Source organism: Stenotrophomonas genospecies 5, assembly GCF_054473825.1.
The window spans coordinates 2,924,889-2,943,772 of record NZ_JBTMUW010000001.1 but is presented as its reverse complement, the minus strand read 5'-3'; the positions used below and the strand labels follow the sequence as shown (position 1 = coordinate 2,943,772).

Here is an 18,884-nt window from a genome sequence, read left to right as displayed (position 1 = left end):
CCTTGACCGGCGCAGCCTAGCATTCCTGCCCGCCGGCCGGGCCCGGATCCAGTGCTGCCGGGCGGCGGTCAGGTCAGGCTGCGTACGGCCTCGTTGGCGGCGGCACGCAGCTTCGGCAGCAGGCGCAGCACCAGCGCCATCTGGGTGCGGATCAACTGCAGCTTCGGTGGCATCACGTCCTCGATCTGCTCCAGCTCCGCAGCGACTGCGCGGTCGGCATCATTGTCATCCTCCGCGACCGCCTGCCGTGCGGCCAGCGCGCCGGCCAGCTGCTGCAGCGCCTTGCGTACCCGGTCGCCGGCGGCCAGTGCCAGCGGGTCGCCGGCGTAGCTGTCGACCTGGTCGCGGTGGGCACCCAGTGCCGACAGATGACCGAGCAGGGTGTTGGACAACGCCAGGAAGTGGAAGCCGGCATCCAGGTTGCGGCGTACATGGCCGGGCTCGCGCAGCATGTTCGACAGTGCAGTGGACAGCGCCGCATCGGCGTTGTGCATGTCGCGGCGGGCGATACGGTAGGCCAGGTCGTCGTGCATGCCACTGCGGTACTGGCCCAGCACCGCATCCAGGTAACGCGCGGCGGTATCCAGTACCCGTGACAGCACCCGATGCAGCTGGCGTCCCTGCCAGTCCGGCAGGATCAGGAAGGCGGCCGCCGCAGCGATCGCACAGCCCAGGATCGTATCCACCATGCGCGGCACGATCAGCACGAAGCCATCGCCGATCAGGTTGAAGCAGGTCAGCGCCATCACCGTGATCGCGGCCGAGGCCACCAGGTAGCGATCGGTGCGGGTGAAGAAGAACAGCAGCGCCGACAGCAAGGCGATCAGCAGCTGCACGTGCAGCTGTGGGAACAGCTGCAGCAGGGCCCAGGTCAATACCAGGCCGGCCAGGGTGCCGACGATGCGCTGTGCCAGGCGCTGGCGCGTGGCGCCGAAGTTCGGCCGGCACACGAAGACGATGGTCAACAGCACCCATGAACCGTTCTGGGCATTGAACAGGCGGATCGCCAGGAAGCCGGCGATCAGCGCCAGCGCCATGCGCAGGCCATGGCGGAACAGCACCGAGCCGGGCGTGAGTTGCTGGCGCAGCCGTACCCCCATCTCGCGCAGGGTGTGCGGGTTGCTGTCACGCAGGCGCGTGTCGACATTGTCCAGGCTGGCCTCGGAGCGTTCGGCGTCGAGCAGCCGGCGCTCGATGCTGCGCAGGTTGTGCACCAGCAGATCCAGCGAACCGAGCAGGCGCTGCCATTGCGGACGCTGCTGGTCGCGCAGGTAGGCCAGCGCGTCGGCGAGGTCGCGTCCGGCCTGCTGGTTGCTCTCGCCATACACGAACGGGCGGCGCAGGCGGATGGCTTCGCCCAGACGCGCGCAGGCCTGCCCCTGCAGGTCGAGCAGGCGCTGGCAGCGGTACAGCACGTCGCTGTGGAAGAACGCATCCACCAGTGCGCCATAGGGATAGTGCGAAGAGCTGGCGCGCTCGTGGAAATCCTGCGCCATGTAGTACAGGCGCAGGTACAGGCCGGAGTTGACCCCGGGCCGGCCGGAACGGCCGAAGCGCGCAAGGATCGCCGTCTTTGCTTCGTTCAGGGCTCCCACCACACGCCGGTTCTGTTCGGCCAGATCCAGCTGGCGGCGCTGCAGGTCGGCCTCACGCACCGGCTCGAACAAGGCGGCTTTCAGCTGCAGGTAGCGGCCCAGTTCCTGGTAGAGACGGGCCACGCGTTCGCGCACCGGGCGGTTGGCGAACAGCGCGGTCCAGACGATGGACAGCAGGCCATACCAGACTGCACCGGCCAGCAGGTGGCTGACCGCATGCAACGCACGTGGCAGATCTCCGGCGCCGCCATGCTGTTCCAGCCCGATCATGGTGTAGATGGCCAGGGTGACCGTGGCCTGGGCGATGGAGGCGTAGCGTTCGCCCAGAGCGCCCAGCAGGGTCAGGCCGAAGGTGGACAGCGCCAGTGCGCCGATGAACAGCCACGGCCACGGGAACAGCGCGATCACCGAGGCGGCGGCGATGCAGAAGCACAGCAGCGACAGCAGCACCGCTTTGGTGCGGCCCCACCAGTTGTCGTCGGTTTCGGCGATCGCGCTGGCGATGATGCCAAGGAACGCCCCGGGCAGCGCGGGGAGCGCGTCCAGCTGCCAGCACACGGCCATCGCAGCCGACAGGGCGATGAACACGCGCAGGCCATAGCTGGCTTTCTCGTGTGCCCACAGGCGGCTGAGGCGGGAATGGGACGCGGACATGCAGGCTCGGGCGGCGGATTGCCTCCATTATGGCGGTGTGCGCGTGGGTGCGGTGTTCAATGTGCGGACCCACGGTCCGCACCCGCACAAGCCGGGTTACATCTCCCAGCGCACGCTCACCGCGAAGGTGCGCGGCAGGCCGACGCCCGCGTTCGACCAGTACCTGCGATTGGCCAGGTTCTCCACGCTGGCGCGCAGGGTGACCGGGTGCCCCGACGCCATCAGGCGGTAGCCCACACCGGCATTGACCAGGGTGTAGTCGGGCAGCTTCAGGGTATTGTCGGCGTCGTACCAGACATCGCCGTAGTAGCGCACGGCAGCATAGGTTTCCAGTCCATCGACCCACGGCAGCTGGTAGCTGGCATGCAGCACACCGCTCCAGCGCGCGGCGCCGACGGTGCGGTTGCCTTCCTGCGCGGCATTGTCGGGCGACAGCCTGTCGTAGGTCGGGTCCAGCCAGGTCACGCCGCCACCCACGGTCAGCGCATCGGTCAGGTGCAGGTCGGCGCTGGCTTCCACGCCTTCGTACAGGGTGATGCCATCCTGCACCAGGCGCAGGCCGGCGTCGATGGGCTGGTCGATGTTGGCACCGCGTTCCAGGCGGAATGCGGCCACGTTCGCATTCCAGCGCGAGGCTTCCACCTTGGCGCCGACCTCGTACTGCTTGCTGATGGTCGGACCCAGCACATCACCGGCGTTGATGTAGGGGTTGCCCACGCGGCTGCCGGCTTCCAGCGATTCAATGTAGCTGGCGTACAGGGTCACGGCCTCGCTGGGCTTGAACATCACCGCATAGGTCGGGGTGACCGGGTAGGTGTGGTAACGGCCCTTGGTCTCGAAGTCGTTGTAGCGCCAGCCGGCCAGCACCGACCAGCCCCCGCCGAAGTCCACGGTATCGCTGGCGAATACGGCCTGCTGCACGGTTTCATCGCCGCGGGTCATCACCCGCGAACCCACCGCGTCGTGGCGGATGGCCGAACGCTGGTACAGGTTGGCGCGACCAATGGTGTTCCACTCGTAGGGGCGGTCCCAGCCCAGCCCGGTCTGGTGGCTGACGCCGGCCACCAGCTGGTGCTGCAGCGGGCCGGTGCGGAAGCCGCCCTGCACCAGCGCCTGCGCCAGTTTCCATTGGCTCTTGCCGCCCAGCTCATACACATTCACGTTGTAGTCGCCGTTCGGATCGTCGATGTAGGCGAAGATCTTGTTGACGTCGTTCCAGGAGGTGGTGACGCCGTAGCTCAGGCTGGCCTTCCAGCCGCTGTTGATCTGCCAGGTGAACGCCGTGGACAGCAGGCTGGAACGGGTATCGTAGTAGGTGCCCGGCACGCTGTTGTCGACGTCGCCGGCAATCGGCCGCGGCAGCGAGGTCATGCCGATGAAGTAGTACTGCGGCGACTCTTCGCTCAGGTCGCGGGACTGGAACACGCCGTCGAAGGTCCAGGTGAGCGCATTGCTCAGGCGCGCGTCCAGCGACAGCGCGCCGACCTTGCGGTCGACATGGCCGCCGTTGAAGGTTTCGCCCTTCTCCTGATACGCGTTGAAGCGATAGCCGAACATATCTTCGTTTCCGAAGCGGCCGCCAGCATCGACACCACCACTGATGATGGCCTGTTCGCGCCAGCCCAGCTGCGCCGAGAAGGCAGGGGTATCGGTCGGCTTCTTGGTGATGTAGTTGACGATGCCGCCGGGCGCGCCGAAGCCGTACAGGAAGCCGCCGGGGCCCTTCAGCAGGTCCACCTGTTCCATCACTTCCAGCGGCCATTCGGTGCCCCACGAGGACACCTGCAGACCGTTCACGCGGTAGCTGTCGTAGTTCAGATCGATGCCGCGGTTGCGGATGGGCGAGCTCCAGCCGCTGGCGTAGGCGCTTACCTGGGTGGTGACCGATGGATCGAACAGGAAGGCTTCGCCCAGCGATACGACCTGGCGCTGCTCGAGCTGTTCGCGGCCGACCGCAGTAATGGCGAACGGGGTATCGCGCAGGGCACGGTCACCCAGCGCGCCGGCTTCGGTGTGGGTGCGTTCGCCGACCACCTTGATGGCGTCCAGGTCGGTGGCGCTGCGGGCATCAGCCGGGGCTTGCGCATGGGCTGCGCAGGCGGTGGACAGGGCGGCGGCCAGCAGGGCCAGGCGCGGGGTGCGGAACGAAGGCATCGATCGGATTCCTCGGCGGACGGCCACAGGCCATCCACCCATGGTTGGGGGAAGAGGCAGTGGCTGGGATCACGCAGGCTGTCCGTGAACTGGGAGCGGGGCGCCGCAGGGGCGCAGGACCATGGCTGGTTGCGAATTGTTCTCTTTTCGTTACAGCGCGTCAAACCGTGAGCGTCGCCCGGGTGGTAGCGGCGCGCCGGGCGTGGCCCGGCGCTACCGAGGCTAGGCGCGCTGCGCGCGCTTGAGCAGTTTCGCCTCGCGCCTGCGCGCGCGCCGCGCCCGCCAACGCTCGGCCAGGCAGGAGAAGATCACGTAAAGGGCCGGCGTGCTGAGCAGGGTCAGACTCTGCGAGAACAGCAGGCCCCCGATCATCGCGATGCCCAGCGGCCGGCGCAGCTCCGACCCTTCGCCCAGGCCGATTGCCAGCGGAACCGCAGCCAGGATGGCCACCATCGTGGTCATCATGATCGGCCGGAAGCGGACGATGCTGGCCTCGCGTGCGGCCTCGCGCGGGGTCAGTCCGTGCTCGCGCTGCGCCACCAGCGCGAAGTCGATCATCATGATCGCGTTCTTCTTGACGATGCCGATCAGCAGCACCAGCGCGATCATCGAGATGACCGACAGCTCGGTGTTGGTACCGAACAGGGCCAGCAGCGCGCCTACGCCTGCCGCCGGCAGCGTGGACAGGATGGTTACCGGGTGGATCAGGCTTTCGTACAGCATGCCCAGCACCAGGTACACGGTCAGGATCGCCGCCAATACCAGGATCAGCATGTCGCTGGGATCGGAATTGAAGCCAAAGCCCGCATCGTCGGCCAGGCGGATGTCGCCCGGCATGCGCATGCCGGCCACGGTCGCATCGATGATCGCCTTTGCCTCGCCCATGCTGACGCCGGGGGCGAGGTTGTAGCTCAGGTCCATCGTCGTGTACTGGTTCTCATGCGTGATCTGCGAAGGCGCCAGCCCCGGTACCTGGGTGGCCACCGCAGTGATCGGCACCATCTCGCCATTGCCTGCGCGCACATGGACCTCGTCCAGTGCGGTGGGGGTCGCCGTCTGCGAAGGCAGGGCATTGACCACGACGCTGTACTGGTTGATGTCCGAGTAGATCGTCGAGATCTGGCGCTGGCCGAATGCACCGTACAGCGCACCGTCGATGGCACCGACCGAGACGCCCAGTCGCGCGGCCTTGGCGCGGTCGATCACGATGTTCTGGCGCAGGCCGGCGTTGTCCACGTCGGTGCCGACATCGCGCAGCTTGGGATTCTTCTTCAGTTCCGCCTGCAGCTTCGGCAACCACTCCTGCAGCGCCGCCAGATCGTTGCCCTGCAGCGAGATGCGGTACTGCGCGCCCTGGCTGGAGCCGCCGCCGTCGTTGCTGGGCAGATCCTGGATGGCGCGCAGCCGCAGCTGCAGGTCGGGATAGCGGTCGGCCTTGGCGCTCAGTCGCGCCAGTGCGTGCGCGGTGGTCTCGCGGCGGCCTTCCTTGCGTGACTTCAGTTCGACATTGAACTGCGCGCTGGAACCCTGGCGGCCACTGCCCAGGCGCACGCCGACGGTCTTCACCGCCGGGTCGGCCATCAGCATGTCGGTGATGCGGCGTTGGCGGTTGACCATGTCCTCGAAGGACACGGTCGCGCTGGAGTTGGCACGGCCCCAGATGAGCCCGGTGTCCTGTGGCGGGAAGGCGCCCTTCTTCACCGCGCCGAACAGGAAGACGGTCACGCCGATCAGGATCAGCGGCGTGAGCGAGAGCAGCAACGCGTGGCGCAGGGAGAAATCGAGGAACACCGTGTAGATGCGCAGCATGCGTTCGTGGCCGGCGTCCAGCCAGCGGCCCAGGCGCGAGGGTGACGCGCGATGGTCGTGCGCACTGAGGAACCGGCTGCACAGCGCCGGCGTCAGCGTCAGCGAGACGATCATCGAGACCACGATCGCCGCCACCAGGGTGACGGTGAACTCACGGAAGAACGCGCCCATCATGCCGCTGGCGAACAGCAGCGGGATGAACACCGCAACCAGCGAGGCGGTGATCGAGACGATGGTGAAGCCGATCTCGCGTGCGCCGGTGAACGCTGCCTGCAGGCGCGGCATGCCTTCGTCGAGGTGGCGCATGATGTTCTCGATCACCACGATCGCATCGTCCACCACGAAGCCGATCGCGATCACCAGCGCCAGCAGGCTCAGGTTGTTCAGGGTGAAGCCCAGCGCATACATCACCAGTGCGGCGCCGGCCAGCGACAGCGGCACCGTCACGGCCGCGATCAGGGTCGGGGCAAGCCGGCGCAGGAACAGCGCCATGGTCAGCACCACCATCGCCAGGCTGATCAGCAGGGTGATCTGCACTTCGTGCAGCGACGAGCGGATCGTCGGCGTGCGGTCGAAGTATGGCGTCATCGTGGTTCCCGGCTGCAGGTAGTCACGCAGCGTCGGGATCTGCGCCTTCACCCGGTCGACGGTCTCCACGATGTTGGCGCCGGCGCGGGTGAACACATACATGACCACCGCGGGCTTGTGGTCGAACCATGCCGCCTGGTAGGCGTCCTGCTGGCCGTCGTAGACGTTGGCGACGTCCTTCAGGCGGATCACCCGGCCGTCGCCTTCGGTCTTCACCACCAGGTTGGCGAAGTCCGCAGCGCGGGCCACCGAATCGTTGGTAATGATCGCGGTGGTGGAGTTGCCATCGCTGAGGAAGCCGGTCGGCGAGGTCACATTGGCCGCGCGCACCGCGTTGCGCAGGTCGTCGGCGGTCAGGCCCAGCGCGTTCATCAGCCGCAGGTTGACGTCCACGCGCACTGCCGGCGTCGACGCGCCGGCGATGTCCACCGAGGCCACGCCGCTGATCTGGCGGATGCGCTGGGCCAGCAGCGAGTCGGCCACGTTGTACAGCTCATCGGCCGACTGCGTCTGCGAGGTCAGTGCGATGGCGATCACCGGGTCGTCGTTCGGATTCGCCTTCTGGTACATCGGCGAGCCCATGCCCGAGGGCAGATCGGCCTGCGCGGAATTGATCGCGGTCTGCACGTCCAGCGCCGCCGAATCGATGTCACGGTCGCTCTGGAAGATCATGAACACCAGCGAGCTGCCTTCCGAGCTCGACGAGCGCATGCGGTCGATGCCCGGCAGCTGGCCCAGATGACGCTCCAGTGGTGCGGTGACCGTGGAGGCCATCGTCGCCGCGTCGGCACCGGCCTGGCTGGCGTGCACGAAGATCACCGGAATCTGGATGTTCGGCAGTGCCGATACACCCAGCCTCAGGTAGCAGATCAGACCCACCATGAACAGGCCGATGGCCAGCAGGGCGGTACCGATCGGGCGGCGGATGAAGGGGCCGGACAGGTTCATCGCGCGGCCCCCCGCAGCAGCGGGGCAGGGGTCATGCCTGCGGCTCCTGCAGCGTGCCCTCGCGCAGTGCGCGTTGCTCGCGGCGGCGCGCCAGCCACTCGGAGAAGCGCTCCATGTACAGGTAGATCACCGGCGTGGTGTACAGCGTCACCAGCTGCGAGAGCAGCAGGCCGCCGACGATGGCGATGCCCAGCGGACGGCGCAGTTCCGAGCCGATGCCGGTACCCAGCGCGAGTGGCAGCGCGCCGAGCATGGCCGCAGCCGTGGTCATCATGATCGGGCGGAAGCGCAGCAGGCAGGCGCGGCGGATCGCTTCATGCGCGTTGGCACCAGCGCGGCGTGCTTCGATCGCGAAGTCCACCATCATGATGCCGTTCTTCTTGACGATGCCGATCAGCAGCACGATGCCGACGATGCCGTCCACCGACAGGCTCAGGCCACACAGCATCAGCGCCAGCAGCGCGCCGACGCCTGCCGGCGGCAGGGTCGAGATGATCGTGATCGGATGGATGTAGCTCTCGTACAGCACGCCCAGCACGATGTAGATGACCACCAGCGAGGCCAGCAGCAGCCACACCACATCGGTCTGGCTGCCGGTGAACTCGGCGGCCTTGCCGATGAACTCGGCATGCAGGTGCGCCGGCATGTCCAGACTGTCCTTGGTCTCCTGGATCGCGCGTACCGCTTCGGACAGCGAATAGCCCGGCGCGACGTTGAACGAGACGGTCACGGCCGGCAGCTGCTGCTGGTGGCTGACCACCAGCGGCGCGCTGGTCACCTGGCCTTCGGCCAGCGCCGACAACGGAATGATGCTGCCGGCACCGACCGTGATGCCGGTGTTCTGCGCGCCGATGCCGGTGGCCGTGGAGGAGTTGGAGGAGGTGACCTGGCCGAAGCTGGTGGCGTTGGTGCCGGTCAGCGCGCCAGCACCGTTGGAGGCCACCGCCAGCTGCTCCATCAACGCGGTGCTGGTGCGGAACTCCGGTGCCACTTCCAGCACCACGCGGTACTGGTTGAGCTCGGTGAAGATGGTTGAGATCTGGCGCTGGCCGAACGCATCGTAGAGCGTGTCGTCGATGGTCTGCATCGGCACGCCCAGCACGCTGGCCTTGTCACGATCGATCGTCAGCTGCAGGGCACGGCCCTGGTTGGACAGGTTGTTGTCCACGTCGGCCAGCTCCGGCCGCTGGCGCAGGGCCTCGGTCAGGCGCGTGGCCTGGGTGGCGACGGTGGCCGCGTCCACGTCCGACAGGGAGTACTGGTACTCGGTCGCGGCCACGCGGGTGTCGAGGGTGACGTCCTGCACCGGCTTCAGATACAACGCTACGCCGGGAATCCCGGCGACGGCCTCCTGCAGGCGCGGCAGGATCCGGTCCAGCCCATCACGCTGGCTGCGCTCCTTCAGCACGATCGACAACTGGCCCTGGTTGAGCGTGGGGTTCATGCTGCCAGCGCCGATGAAAGCCGACACGCCAGTCACATCCGGATCCTTGCGCAGCGCTTCGGCCACCTGCCTGGTGCGCTGCTCCATCTGCGGGAACGCGATGTTCTGGTCGGCCTGCACCACGCCGGTGATCAGGCCGGTGTCCTGCTCGGGCAGCAGGCCCTTGGGAATCAGCACGTACAGCAGAACGGTCAGCACAAGGGCGCCGCCGGCCACGGCCAGGGTCAGGCGCTGGTGGTCCAGCACCCAGTCCAGGCTGCGCTCATACAGGCCGACGGTGCGGCTCCACACGGTCTGCTTGCCGGCCGCGTGCGCACGTTCATGCGCGTCCTCGCCTTCCGGCAGCGCGTCGGGCTTGAGCAGGTAGGCGCACATCATCGGGGTGAGCGTCAGCGAGATCAGCATCGACAGCACGACCGCGATGCTCAGCACCCAGGCGAACTCATGGAACAGGCGGCCGGTGACGCCGGGCATCAGCAGCAGCGGCAGGAACACTGCCACCAGCGATACCGTCAGCGACAGCACGGTGAAGCCGATCTGGCGCGCACCGATCTCGGCCGCTTCCTTGCCGCTCTTGCCCTGCTCGATGTAACGGACGATGTTCTCGATCATGACGATGGCATCGTCGACAACGAAGCCGGTGGCGACCACCAGTGCCATCAGCGAAAGGTTGTCCAGCGACATGCCGGTGAACGCCATCACCGCGAACGTGCCGGCCAGCGACAACGGTACCGCCACCGAAGGAATGATCGTGGCCCACAGGCGGCGCAGGAACACGAAGATCACCGCCACGACCAGGCCGATGGTCAGTACCAGGGTGAACTGCACTTCGTGCACGGAGGCGCGGATGGTCTCGGTACGGTCGTTGAAGATCTCCAGATGCACGTCGGCCGGCAGCACGCCCTGCAACTGCGGCAGGATCGCGCGGATGCGCTCGACGGTCTGCACGATGTTGGCGCCCGGCTGGCGGCGCACTTCGAGAAGGACAGCCGGCTTGCCGTCGGCCCATGCGGCCAGCTGGTCGTTCTCCACGCCGTCCACCACCGCGGCCACGTCCGACAGCCGCACCGGGCGGCCGTTCTTGTAGCTGATGATGGTGTCGCGGTATTCGGCGGCACTGGACAGCTGGTCATTGGTGCCGATGCTGTAGGACTGCGTCTTGCCGTTCAGCGAGCCCTTCGGCGCATTGACGTTGGCCTGGGTGAGCGCGCTGCGCAGTTCTTCCAGGGTCAGGCCCATGTTCGACAGCTGCGCCGGATTGACCTGGATGCGCACCGCCGGGCGGACATTGCCGGCGATCGACACCAGGCCCACGCCCTGCACCTGCGACAGGCGCTGGGCCAGGATCGAATCGGCGTAGTTGTTGACCTCCCGCAGCGGGCGCGTGTCCGAGGTGAGCTTCAGGGTGACGATGGCCGCATCGGCGGGGTTCACCCGGTTGTAGACCGGCTGGTAGGGCAGCGACGAGGGCAGGGTGGCCTGGCGGATCGCCGCCTGCACGTCCTGCGCGGCGATATCGATGTCGCGGTCCATCGAGAACTGCAGGATGATCGTCGACAGCCCGGCCGACGAATCGGACGTCATCAGGTCCAGGCCGGAGATCTGGCCGAACTGCCGCTCCAGCGGGGTGGTGACCAGCGAGGCCATCGTGGTGGCATTGGCACCCGGGTACTGGGTGGTGACCACCAGGCTGGGCGCATCGATTTCCGGCAGTGCCGACACCGGCAGCTTGCGATAACCGAGAATGCCCAGCAGCAACAGGCCCGCCATCAGCAGCGAGGTGGCGATCGGGCGGCGGATGAAGATCGTCGAAAAGCCCACGGACTGATCCTTGCTGGCGCTTCAATGGCAGCGCCGGCGTCGATGCCGGCGCGAAAGGAATCGGTGGCCTGCGCTCAGCGCGGGCCACCACCGCGGCGGCCTGCGCCGCCACTCTTCTGTTCGGCGGCCTTCAATTCGGCCTCGGTGGGTGCAGCCGGGGTCTCACCGGGCTTCAGGGCCGTGACCTTGCTGCCGGGCTTCAGGCGGAACTGGCCTTCACTGACCACCCGCTCGCCGCCCTTCAGGCCCTCGGCGATCTGCACGTGGCTGTCGCCCACTTCCACGCCGCTGCGCACGGTCTGCATCTTCACCGTGTTGTCGCCCTGCACGACGTAGACATACTCGCCGTCCGGGCCACGCAGCACGGCCTGGGTCGGAATCACCACGCCGCCGCCGATGGTGCGCAGCTGCATGCGCACATTGACGAACTGGCCGGGCCACAGGCCGTTGTCCGCATTGTCGAACACCGCGCGTGCCTTGAAGGTGCCGCTGTCGGCGCTGATCAGGTTGTCGACCACATCGAGCTTGCCGTCGCCGGACAACACGTGCGAATCGGCACGGTCCAGCGCGGCCACCGGAACGCTGCCGGCCGCCTGTGCCTGGCGCACATCGCCGAGCTGGCGTTCGGGCAGGTTGAACAGCACGTGGATCGGGTGGATCTGGGTCAGGGTGACCAGGGCGGTGCCCGCGTTGACCACGTTGCCGGCATCGACTGCACGGATGCCGGCGATGCCGGAGATCGGCGCAGTGACCTTGGTGTACTGCAGCTGCACCTGCGCCGAGCGCATGCTCGCCTCGTTGGCGGCCACTGCGCTTTCGTACTGTGCCACTTGGTTGCGTTGTGTATCCAGATCGGTCTTGGCGACGTACTGGCGGTACTCGGGGGCATTGGAGCGCTGGTAGTTGGAGCGCGCGGTCGCCAGCAGCGCCTCGTTCTGGCGCTTGGCGGCAGCGGCCTGGTCATAGCTGGCCTGGGCGGTACGTGGGTCGATCACCGCCAGCACGTCGCCCTGCTCCACTTCCTGGCCTTCGCGGAAGTTCAGGCTCATCAGCTGGCCGCCGACCTGAGGGCTGACCGTGACGGTATTCATCGCGGTGACCGTACCGAGCGCACTGGCGTAGACGGGCACGTCCTGGCGCACGGCGTCGACCACGGTCACCGGTACCGGTGCGGCATCGGCGTCATCGCCACCTTGGCCGGCGGCGACGCCGGGCCTGCCGGCCTTGTCCTTGCCACCGCCCAGCATGCGCAGGCCCACCACGGCCAGCACCAGTACCGCCACGACCAGCAGCACGATCTTCCAAACACGTGACATTCAAGGACTCCAAGAGGGCTGGACGGGCGGGGCCCGGTGGGCAATGCGCAAAGCATACCTGTGCCACATCACGTTTCCTGCATGACGGATGGGACGGGCGCTAGGACCGGGACCGGCCGCGGAGGTTCCCGTAAAGGCAGCGTTGCCCTACATTCAGGTGCAGAACCCTGCCGTGGAGTACCGAGATGCGCCGTTCGTTGTTGCTGTCCGCCCTGATCCTGGCCCTGCCGGCCCTTGCCCATGCCCAGGACGGGCAGCGTCCCGAGGTGACCGCGGCCGCACAGCGGCTGCAGGCCAAAGTGGTGGAGTGGCGCCGTGATTTCCACCAGCATCCGGAGCTGTCCAACCGCGAAGTACGGACCTCGGCCGAGGTCGCCAAGCACCTGCGCGCAATGGGCCTGAAGCCGAAGACCGGCATTGCCCATCATGGCGTGGTGGCGATCATCGAAGGCGGCAGGCCGGGTCCGAAGATCGCCCTGCGCGCCGACATGGACGCGCTGCCGGTGACCGAACAGACCGGCCTGCCGTTCGCCTCGAAGGCGACCGACCAGTACCGCGGGCAGACGGTGGGCGTGATGCATGCCTGCGGCCATGATGCCCATACCGCCACCCTGCTGGGTGTGGCCGAGGCGCTGGTGGCAATGAAGAAGGACCTGCCGGGTCAGGTCATGCTGATCTTCCAGCCGGCAGAGGAGGGCGCGCCGCCGCCGGAAGAAGGCGGTGCCGCGCTGATGCTGAAGGAGGGCCTGTTCGCCGACTTCAAGCCGGAAGCCGTGTTCGGCCTGCATGTGTTCTCCAGCGTGCAGGCCGGTCAGATCGCCGTGCGTGGCGGTCCGCTGATGGCCGCCTCGGACCGCTTCGGCATCAAGGTGATCGGTCGCCAGACGCATGGCTCCGCGCCGTGGAACGGTGTCGACCCGATCGTTGCCACGGCCGATCTGGTCGGTACCGCGCAGACCATCGTCAGCCGTCGCGCGAATCTGTCCAAGCAGCCGGCGGTGCTCACCTTCGGTGCGATCAACGGCGGCATCCGCTACAACATCATTCCGGACGAGGTGGAGATGGTCGGCACCATCCGCACGTTCGACGAGGGCATGCGCCAGCAGATCTTCGCCGACCTGCGCAACGTCGCAGAGCACACTGCGGCCGCGCACGGGGCAAAGGCGGTCACCGACATCTACGAATCAGAAGGCAACCCAGCCACGGTCAACGATCCGGCGCTGACGGCGCGCATGCTGCCGAGCCTGCAGGCGGTGGTGGGCAAGGACAACGTGTACGAACCGCCCCTGCAGATGGGCGCGGAGGACTTCTCGCTGTATGCCAAGGAGGTGCCGGGGATGTTCTTCTTCGTCGGCTCCACCAGCGTGGGCATCGATCCGGCGACGGCACCGGCCAATCATTCGCCGAAGTTCCTGCTGGATGAGAAGGCGCTGGACGTGGGACTGCGTGCGTTGCTGCAGGTGAGCCTGGATTACCTGCACGGTGCCGGCACTCCGGCAGGGTGAGGGTTTCCGGCAGGGCTTGCAGCCCTGCACCCCTGAAGCAACGGCAACGTCAACGGCAAAAGCGGTGCTGGATTTCTGTTGGTTGGGCGGGGCGGTGTGGGCCTGCAGGACACGCCGTAAACCCGTCCATGGGGGCTCGATGGCGCCATCCATGGCGCCAACGGTCCTGCAGGCCCACACCGCCCCGGCCCCGACAGGTTCACGCGGCTGTTGGTAGGTGTCGACCTTGGTCGACACAGGCAGACATCGGGAATGTCTGAAGGATTGGCTTTTGATTTTGATTTTTCTGATCTTTCCCGTGGTGGTGGCTGCGTGCAGGGAACTGTCAGGGGCCGGGTGGGTAGGCGGGGCGGGGGTGTCCGCGGCATGGATGCCGCGGCCAAGCCCCCAAGGACGGGTTTACGGCGTCCCCCGACCCGCCTACCCACCCGGCCAAGCCGATAGACCGCCTTCCACGACCAACCGACAAAACCACCACGGAGGGGCTCCGCCGTTGGCCGGCCCGGCCGGAGGCCCAGCCGCGTCGCGATACAATGGCCCCATGAACACCCCCCAGGATTCCAGCCTCGGTCGCGAGGTCAGTTACCCGTCGCAGTACGATCCCGGCCTGCTGTTTCCCATCCCCCGCCGCGCCGCCCGCGCCGAGATCGGCCTCGACGACACCGCGCTGCCGTTCGTCGGCCATGATCGCTGGCATGCGTTCGAGCTGAGCTGGCTCGACCCGCGTGGCAAGCCGCAGGTGGCCGTCGCCACCGTGCAGGTGCCCTGCACCTCGCCGTGCCTGATCGAATCGAAGTCGTTCAAGCTGTACCTGAATTCCCTCAACAGCAGCCGCATCGACAGTGCCGAGGCACTGCATGCGCGTCTTGTCGACGATCTGTCAGCCTGTGCCGGCGCACCCGTGCAGGTGGCGTTCGGCCTGCCCGAACTGCGCCCGGTACCGCTGGGCGAATCCATCGACGGCCTGGACCTGGAGATCGACTGCTACGGCCCCCCGCAGGCGGACTTCCTCTCGGCCGACGCTGCGCAGCCGGTGGAGGAGACCTTGGTCTCCGCGCTGCTGAAATCCAACTGCCCGGTTACCGGCCAGCCGGACTGGGCCACGGTCAGCCTGCGCTATCGGGGGCCGAAGATCGACCGGGCCGGCCTGCTGCGCTATCTGGTGAGCTACCGCGAGCACGCGGAATTCCACGAGCAGTGCGTGGAGCGGATCTTCAGCGAGGTCTCCGCGCGCTGCCGGCCGCAGTGGCTGGAAGTGGAAGCGCGCTACACGCGTCGCGGCGGCCTCGACATCAATCCATGGCGCGCCAGCCCCGGCATCGCGGCCCCGGCCGCGACCTACCGCGAGCTGCGCCAGTAACCGCCGCAGGCGGTTACGGTAGCGCCGGGCATGGCCCGGCGCTACCGGTGGAGCAGCGGGCAGGGGGTGTCCATCTCCCGATTGTTCAGCCCCCCGGGGGGCGGCTTCACATCTGCACCATCCCCATTTAACAACCGCCATGGCACCGTGCGAACCACGTAGTCATGCAGACGGGAGTTGTGGATGAGTACCGAGAAGAAAGCTGATTTCTCCGGCGTCAGCGCCAGCGTCGACAGTACCGCCCAGCAGGCACCGAAGGCGGACTTCTCCGGCGTCAGCGGCTCGGTGGACAGCACCGCCGAGGTGGTCAGCGGCGGCACCTACACCGTGCAGAAGGGGGACTCGCTGTCGAAGATCGCCAAGGCGCATCTTGGCGATGCCAATGCCTGGAAGAAGATCTTCGAAGCCAACCGGGACGTGCTCGATGACCCGGACAAGATTTTCCCTGGCCAGACCCTGAAACTGCCACCGAAGTAAGCCGGCCGCGCCCGCACGCCATCCGACAATCCTGGGAGGAACACCGAATGATCAAGACCACGCCGCTCCAGACCGCCCTGCTGACCGCCCTGTTGGGCAGCGTCGCCCTGGTGGGTTGCAAGAAGAAGGAAGAGTCGACCGACAGCAATGCAGCGCCCGCTGCCACCGCCCCGGCCGAAACGGCCCCGGCACCGATGACCGGCGCGCCGCCGCCGATGTCTGAGGCGGCAGTAGCCGTCTCCTCCGTCTCCGTCGGCAAGACGGCGGCAGCGGACAAGTCCGTCGCTCCGGCAGCACTGTTCGCGCCGAAGGACGATGTGATCGTGTCGGTCCGCACCGACGGTGCTGCCAACAACGTCAACGTCGGCGCCAAGCTGACCTTCCAGGACGGTCAGGTCGCCGGCGAGCAGAATGCCACGCTGAACACCAGCGGTGCCGAGACCACCAACATCACCTTCAAGAATGCCAATGGCTGGCCGGCCGGCAAGTACCGCGCCGAAGTCATGGTTGATGGTAAGGCGGCCGGAACGCCGCAGGAGTTCGAGGTCAAGTAAGTCCTGCCGACTCTCTCCCGGCAGGGCTCACGATGGACGCAGCCGCGAGGCTGCGTCTTTTTTTTTGCGTGACACCCCCAGCCGGGTGAATCACTGCGTTGCAGTACCGGCGCGTATGGCGCGGCTTTGCCCCGCGCGGCTGAAAACGCGACAATGCAGGGGTTTCCCCGCCGCGCGCCCACCCTGACGGCGACGGGGGAAAGCGTGGGGCCAGGCCCCGCGCGAGACACGGTTGCACGTGGTCCGGCGCTGCCGCCGGGCTTTCCCTGAGCACTGCTACAGAGTCCAAGTCCCCCATGTCCAAGATTCTCTACACGCTGACCGACGAAGCCCCGTTCCTGGCCACCCAGTCGCTGCTGCCGATCGTCGATGCCTACACCGCCACCGCTGGCATCGTGGTGGAAACCCGCGACATCTCGCTGTCCGGGCGCATTCTTTCGCAGTTCCCGGAACTGCTGGGCGAGGAGCAGAAGGTCAGTGACGACCTGGCCGAGCTGGGCCAGCTGGCGACCACGCCGGACGCCAACATCATCAAGCTGCCCAACATCTCCGCCTCGGTGCCGCAGCTGAAGGCGGCCATCAAGGAGCTGCAGGACCAGGGCTATCCTTTGCCGGACTACCCGGAAACGCCGGCCGACGACCAGCAGCGCGACTACAAGGCGCGCTACGACAAGGTCAAGGGCAGCGCGGTGAATCCGGTGCTGCGCGAAGGCAACTCCGACCGTCGCGCGCCGCTGTCGGTGAAGAACTATGCCCGCAAGCATCCGCATCGCATGGGCGCCTGGTCCGCCGATTCGAAGTCGCACGTCTCGCACATGGACGCGGGCGACTTCTATGGCAGCGAAAAGTCGGCAACCCTCGCCAACGCCGGCACCCTGAAGATCACCTTCCATGGCAATGACGGCAGCACCGTCGTGCTGAAGGAAAAGACCGCGGTCAAGGCCGGTGAGATCGTTGATGCCGCCGTGATGAGCCGCAAGGCGCTGGCTGCCTTCATCGACGCGCAGATCGCCGATGCCAAGAGCCAGGGCGTGCTGTTCTCGCTGCACCTGAAGGCGACCATGATGAAGGTCTCCGACCCGATCATGTTCGGCGTGGTCGTGGAAGAGTTCTACAAGGACGTGCTGGCCAAGCACGCCGACGCCATCCGGCAGGCCGGTTTCGATGCCAACAACGGCATCGGAGACCTGGTCGCGCGCCTGCCGTCGCTGCCGGAGGCCACCCGCGCCGCCATCGAAGCCGACCTGAAGGCCGAGTACGCGCAGCGCCCGGGCCTGGCGATGGTCAACTCGGACAAGGGCATCACCAACCTGCACGTGCCGAGCGACGTGATCGTCGACGCCTCGATGCCGGCGATGATCCGCGACTCCGGCAAGATGTGGAATGCCGAAGGCAAGCTGCAGGACACCAAGGCGGTCATCCCGGACCGCTGCTATGCCGGCGTCTACCAGGCCGTCATCGACGACTGCAAGGCGCACGGCGCCTTCGACCCGGCCACCATGGGCTCGGTGCCGAACGTCGGCCTGATGGCGCAGAAGGCCGAAGAGTACGGCTCGCACGACAAGACCTTCCAGATCGCCGCCGACGGCGTGGTCAAGGTCACCGATGACGCGGGCAGCGTGGTGTTCGAGCACGCGGTGGAGGCCGGTGACATCTGGCGCATGTGCCAGACCAAGGACGCCCCGATCCAGGACTGGGTCAAGCTGGCGGTCGAGCGCGCGCGCCTCAGCAGCACCCCCGCCGTGTTCTGGCTGGACGCTGCCCGCGCCCATGACGCGCAGGTCATTGCCAAGGTCGAGCAGTACCTGAAGAACCACGACACCGCCGGCCTGGACATCCGCATCCTGCCGCCGGTGGAAGCCACCGCGTTCTCGCTGGCCCGCATCCGCAAGGGCGAAGACACCATCTCGGTGACCGGCAACGTGCTGCGTGACTACCTGACCGACCTGTTCCCGATCATGGAGCTGGGCACCAGCGCCAAGATGCTGTCGATCGTGCCGTTGATGGCCGGTGGTGGCCTGTTCGAGACCGGTGCCGGCGGCTCGGCTCCCAAGCATGTACAGCAGTTCGTTGAAGAGGACTACCTGCGTTGGGATTCGCTCGGTGAGTTCCTGGCGCTGGCAGCGTCGCTGGAGCATCTGGGCAACCGCTACGACAATGCAGCAGCCCGTGTGCTGGCCAAGGCGCTGGACGAAGCCAACGGCCAGTTCCTGGACAACGACAAGTCGCCTTCGCGCAAGCTCGGTGGCATCGACAACCGTGGCAGCCACTTCTACATCGCGCTGTACTGGGCGCAGGCCCTGGCCGCGCAGGACGAGGACGCCGCACTGAAGGCACGCTTCGCCCCGCTGGCCAAGGCCCTGACCGACAACGAGCAGAAGATCGTCGAAGAGCTGATCGCAGTGCAGGGCAAGGCCGTGGACATCGGCGGCTACTACCGTCCGGACGTGGAAAAGGCCAGCAAGGCGATGCGCCCGAGCGCGACCTTCAACGCCGCGCTGGAGCAGCTGCGCGGTTGATCCATCGCCGTTCGGTCGTGACCCCGGAACCCGCGCTTCGGCGCGGGTTTCTTTTTGGCTCCGGGGTCAGATCCCCTTTTGCCATGCAAAAGGGATCTGACCCCAAGCGATGAAAACGTGACTTTCGTCAGCTGTCGGAA

10 protein-coding genes are annotated in these 18,884 nt (G+C 66.9%); 5 read left to right on the top strand and 5 right to left on the bottom strand.

Features of this window, described 5'->3' with window-relative positions:
- Positions 1–68: 68 nt before the first annotated feature.
- The 5 genes from yccS to ACX9OW_RS13460 form a co-directional block, all read right to left on the bottom strand.
- Positions 69–2,249 (bottom strand): YccS family putative transporter, encoded by a 2,181-nt coding sequence (gene yccS, locus ACX9OW_RS13480; protein ID WP_065174388.1) that lies wholly within the window; start codon positions 2,247–2,249, stop codon positions 69–71.
- 96 nt (positions 2,250–2,345) lie between these two features.
- Positions 2,346–4,403, bottom strand: coding sequence for a TonB-dependent siderophore receptor (locus ACX9OW_RS13475; RefSeq protein ID WP_459062390.1), 2,058 nt, complete (start codon positions 4,401–4,403; stop codon positions 2,346–2,348).
- A gap of 222 nt (positions 4,404–4,625) precedes the next feature.
- The gene (locus ACX9OW_RS13470) at positions 4,626–7,748 is read right to left on the bottom strand and encodes an efflux RND transporter permease subunit (RefSeq protein ID WP_459062389.1); all 3,123 of its coding nucleotides are present in this window, start codon (positions 7,746–7,748) and stop codon (positions 4,626–4,628) included.
- A 31-nt stretch (positions 7,749–7,779) separates the two neighbouring features.
- Positions 7,780–11,013 carry an efflux RND transporter permease subunit gene (locus ACX9OW_RS13465; RefSeq protein WP_459062388.1) on the bottom strand — a complete coding sequence of 1,078 codons (3,234 nt, stop codon included), beginning with the start codon at positions 11,011–11,013 and terminating at the stop codon, positions 7,780–7,782.
- 74 nt (positions 11,014–11,087) lie between these two features.
- Positions 11,088–12,329, bottom strand: a complete 1,242-nt coding sequence (locus ACX9OW_RS13460) for an efflux RND transporter periplasmic adaptor subunit (RefSeq protein ID WP_459062387.1) — start codon at positions 12,327–12,329, stop codon at positions 11,088–11,090.
- Between the two features lie 185 nt (positions 12,330–12,514).
- Between ACX9OW_RS13460 and ACX9OW_RS13455 the strand changes: the two genes are divergently transcribed.
- The 5 genes from ACX9OW_RS13455 to ACX9OW_RS13435 all read left to right on the top strand — a co-directional run bounded on the left by ACX9OW_RS13455 (position 12,515) and on the right by ACX9OW_RS13435 (position 18,744).
- Entirely contained in the window at positions 12,515–13,834 is a 1,320-nt protein-coding gene (locus ACX9OW_RS13455) for a M20 family metallopeptidase (protein WP_053515620.1), read from the top strand.
- 541 nt (positions 13,835–14,375) lie between these two features.
- The gene (gene queF, locus ACX9OW_RS13450) at positions 14,376–15,194 is read left to right on the top strand and encodes an NADPH-dependent 7-cyano-7-deazaguanine reductase QueF (RefSeq protein WP_053515757.1); all 819 of its coding nucleotides are present in this window, start codon (positions 14,376–14,378) and stop codon (positions 15,192–15,194) included.
- Positions 15,195–15,377: 183 nt separating this feature from the next.
- Complete coding sequence (locus ACX9OW_RS13445; RefSeq protein WP_053515622.1) at positions 15,378–15,671, top strand: LysM peptidoglycan-binding domain-containing protein; 294 nt, start codon at positions 15,378–15,380, stop codon at positions 15,669–15,671.
- A 47-nt stretch (positions 15,672–15,718) separates the two neighbouring features.
- Positions 15,719–16,225 carry a hypothetical protein gene (locus ACX9OW_RS13440; RefSeq protein ID WP_053515624.1) on the top strand — a complete coding sequence of 169 codons (507 nt, stop codon included), beginning with the start codon at positions 15,719–15,721 and terminating at the stop codon, positions 16,223–16,225.
- Positions 16,226–16,521: 296 nt separating this feature from the next.
- Entirely contained in the window at positions 16,522–18,744 is a 2,223-nt protein-coding gene (locus ACX9OW_RS13435; protein WP_065174392.1) for an NADP-dependent isocitrate dehydrogenase, read from the top strand.
- Positions 18,745–18,884 lie beyond the last annotated feature (140 nt).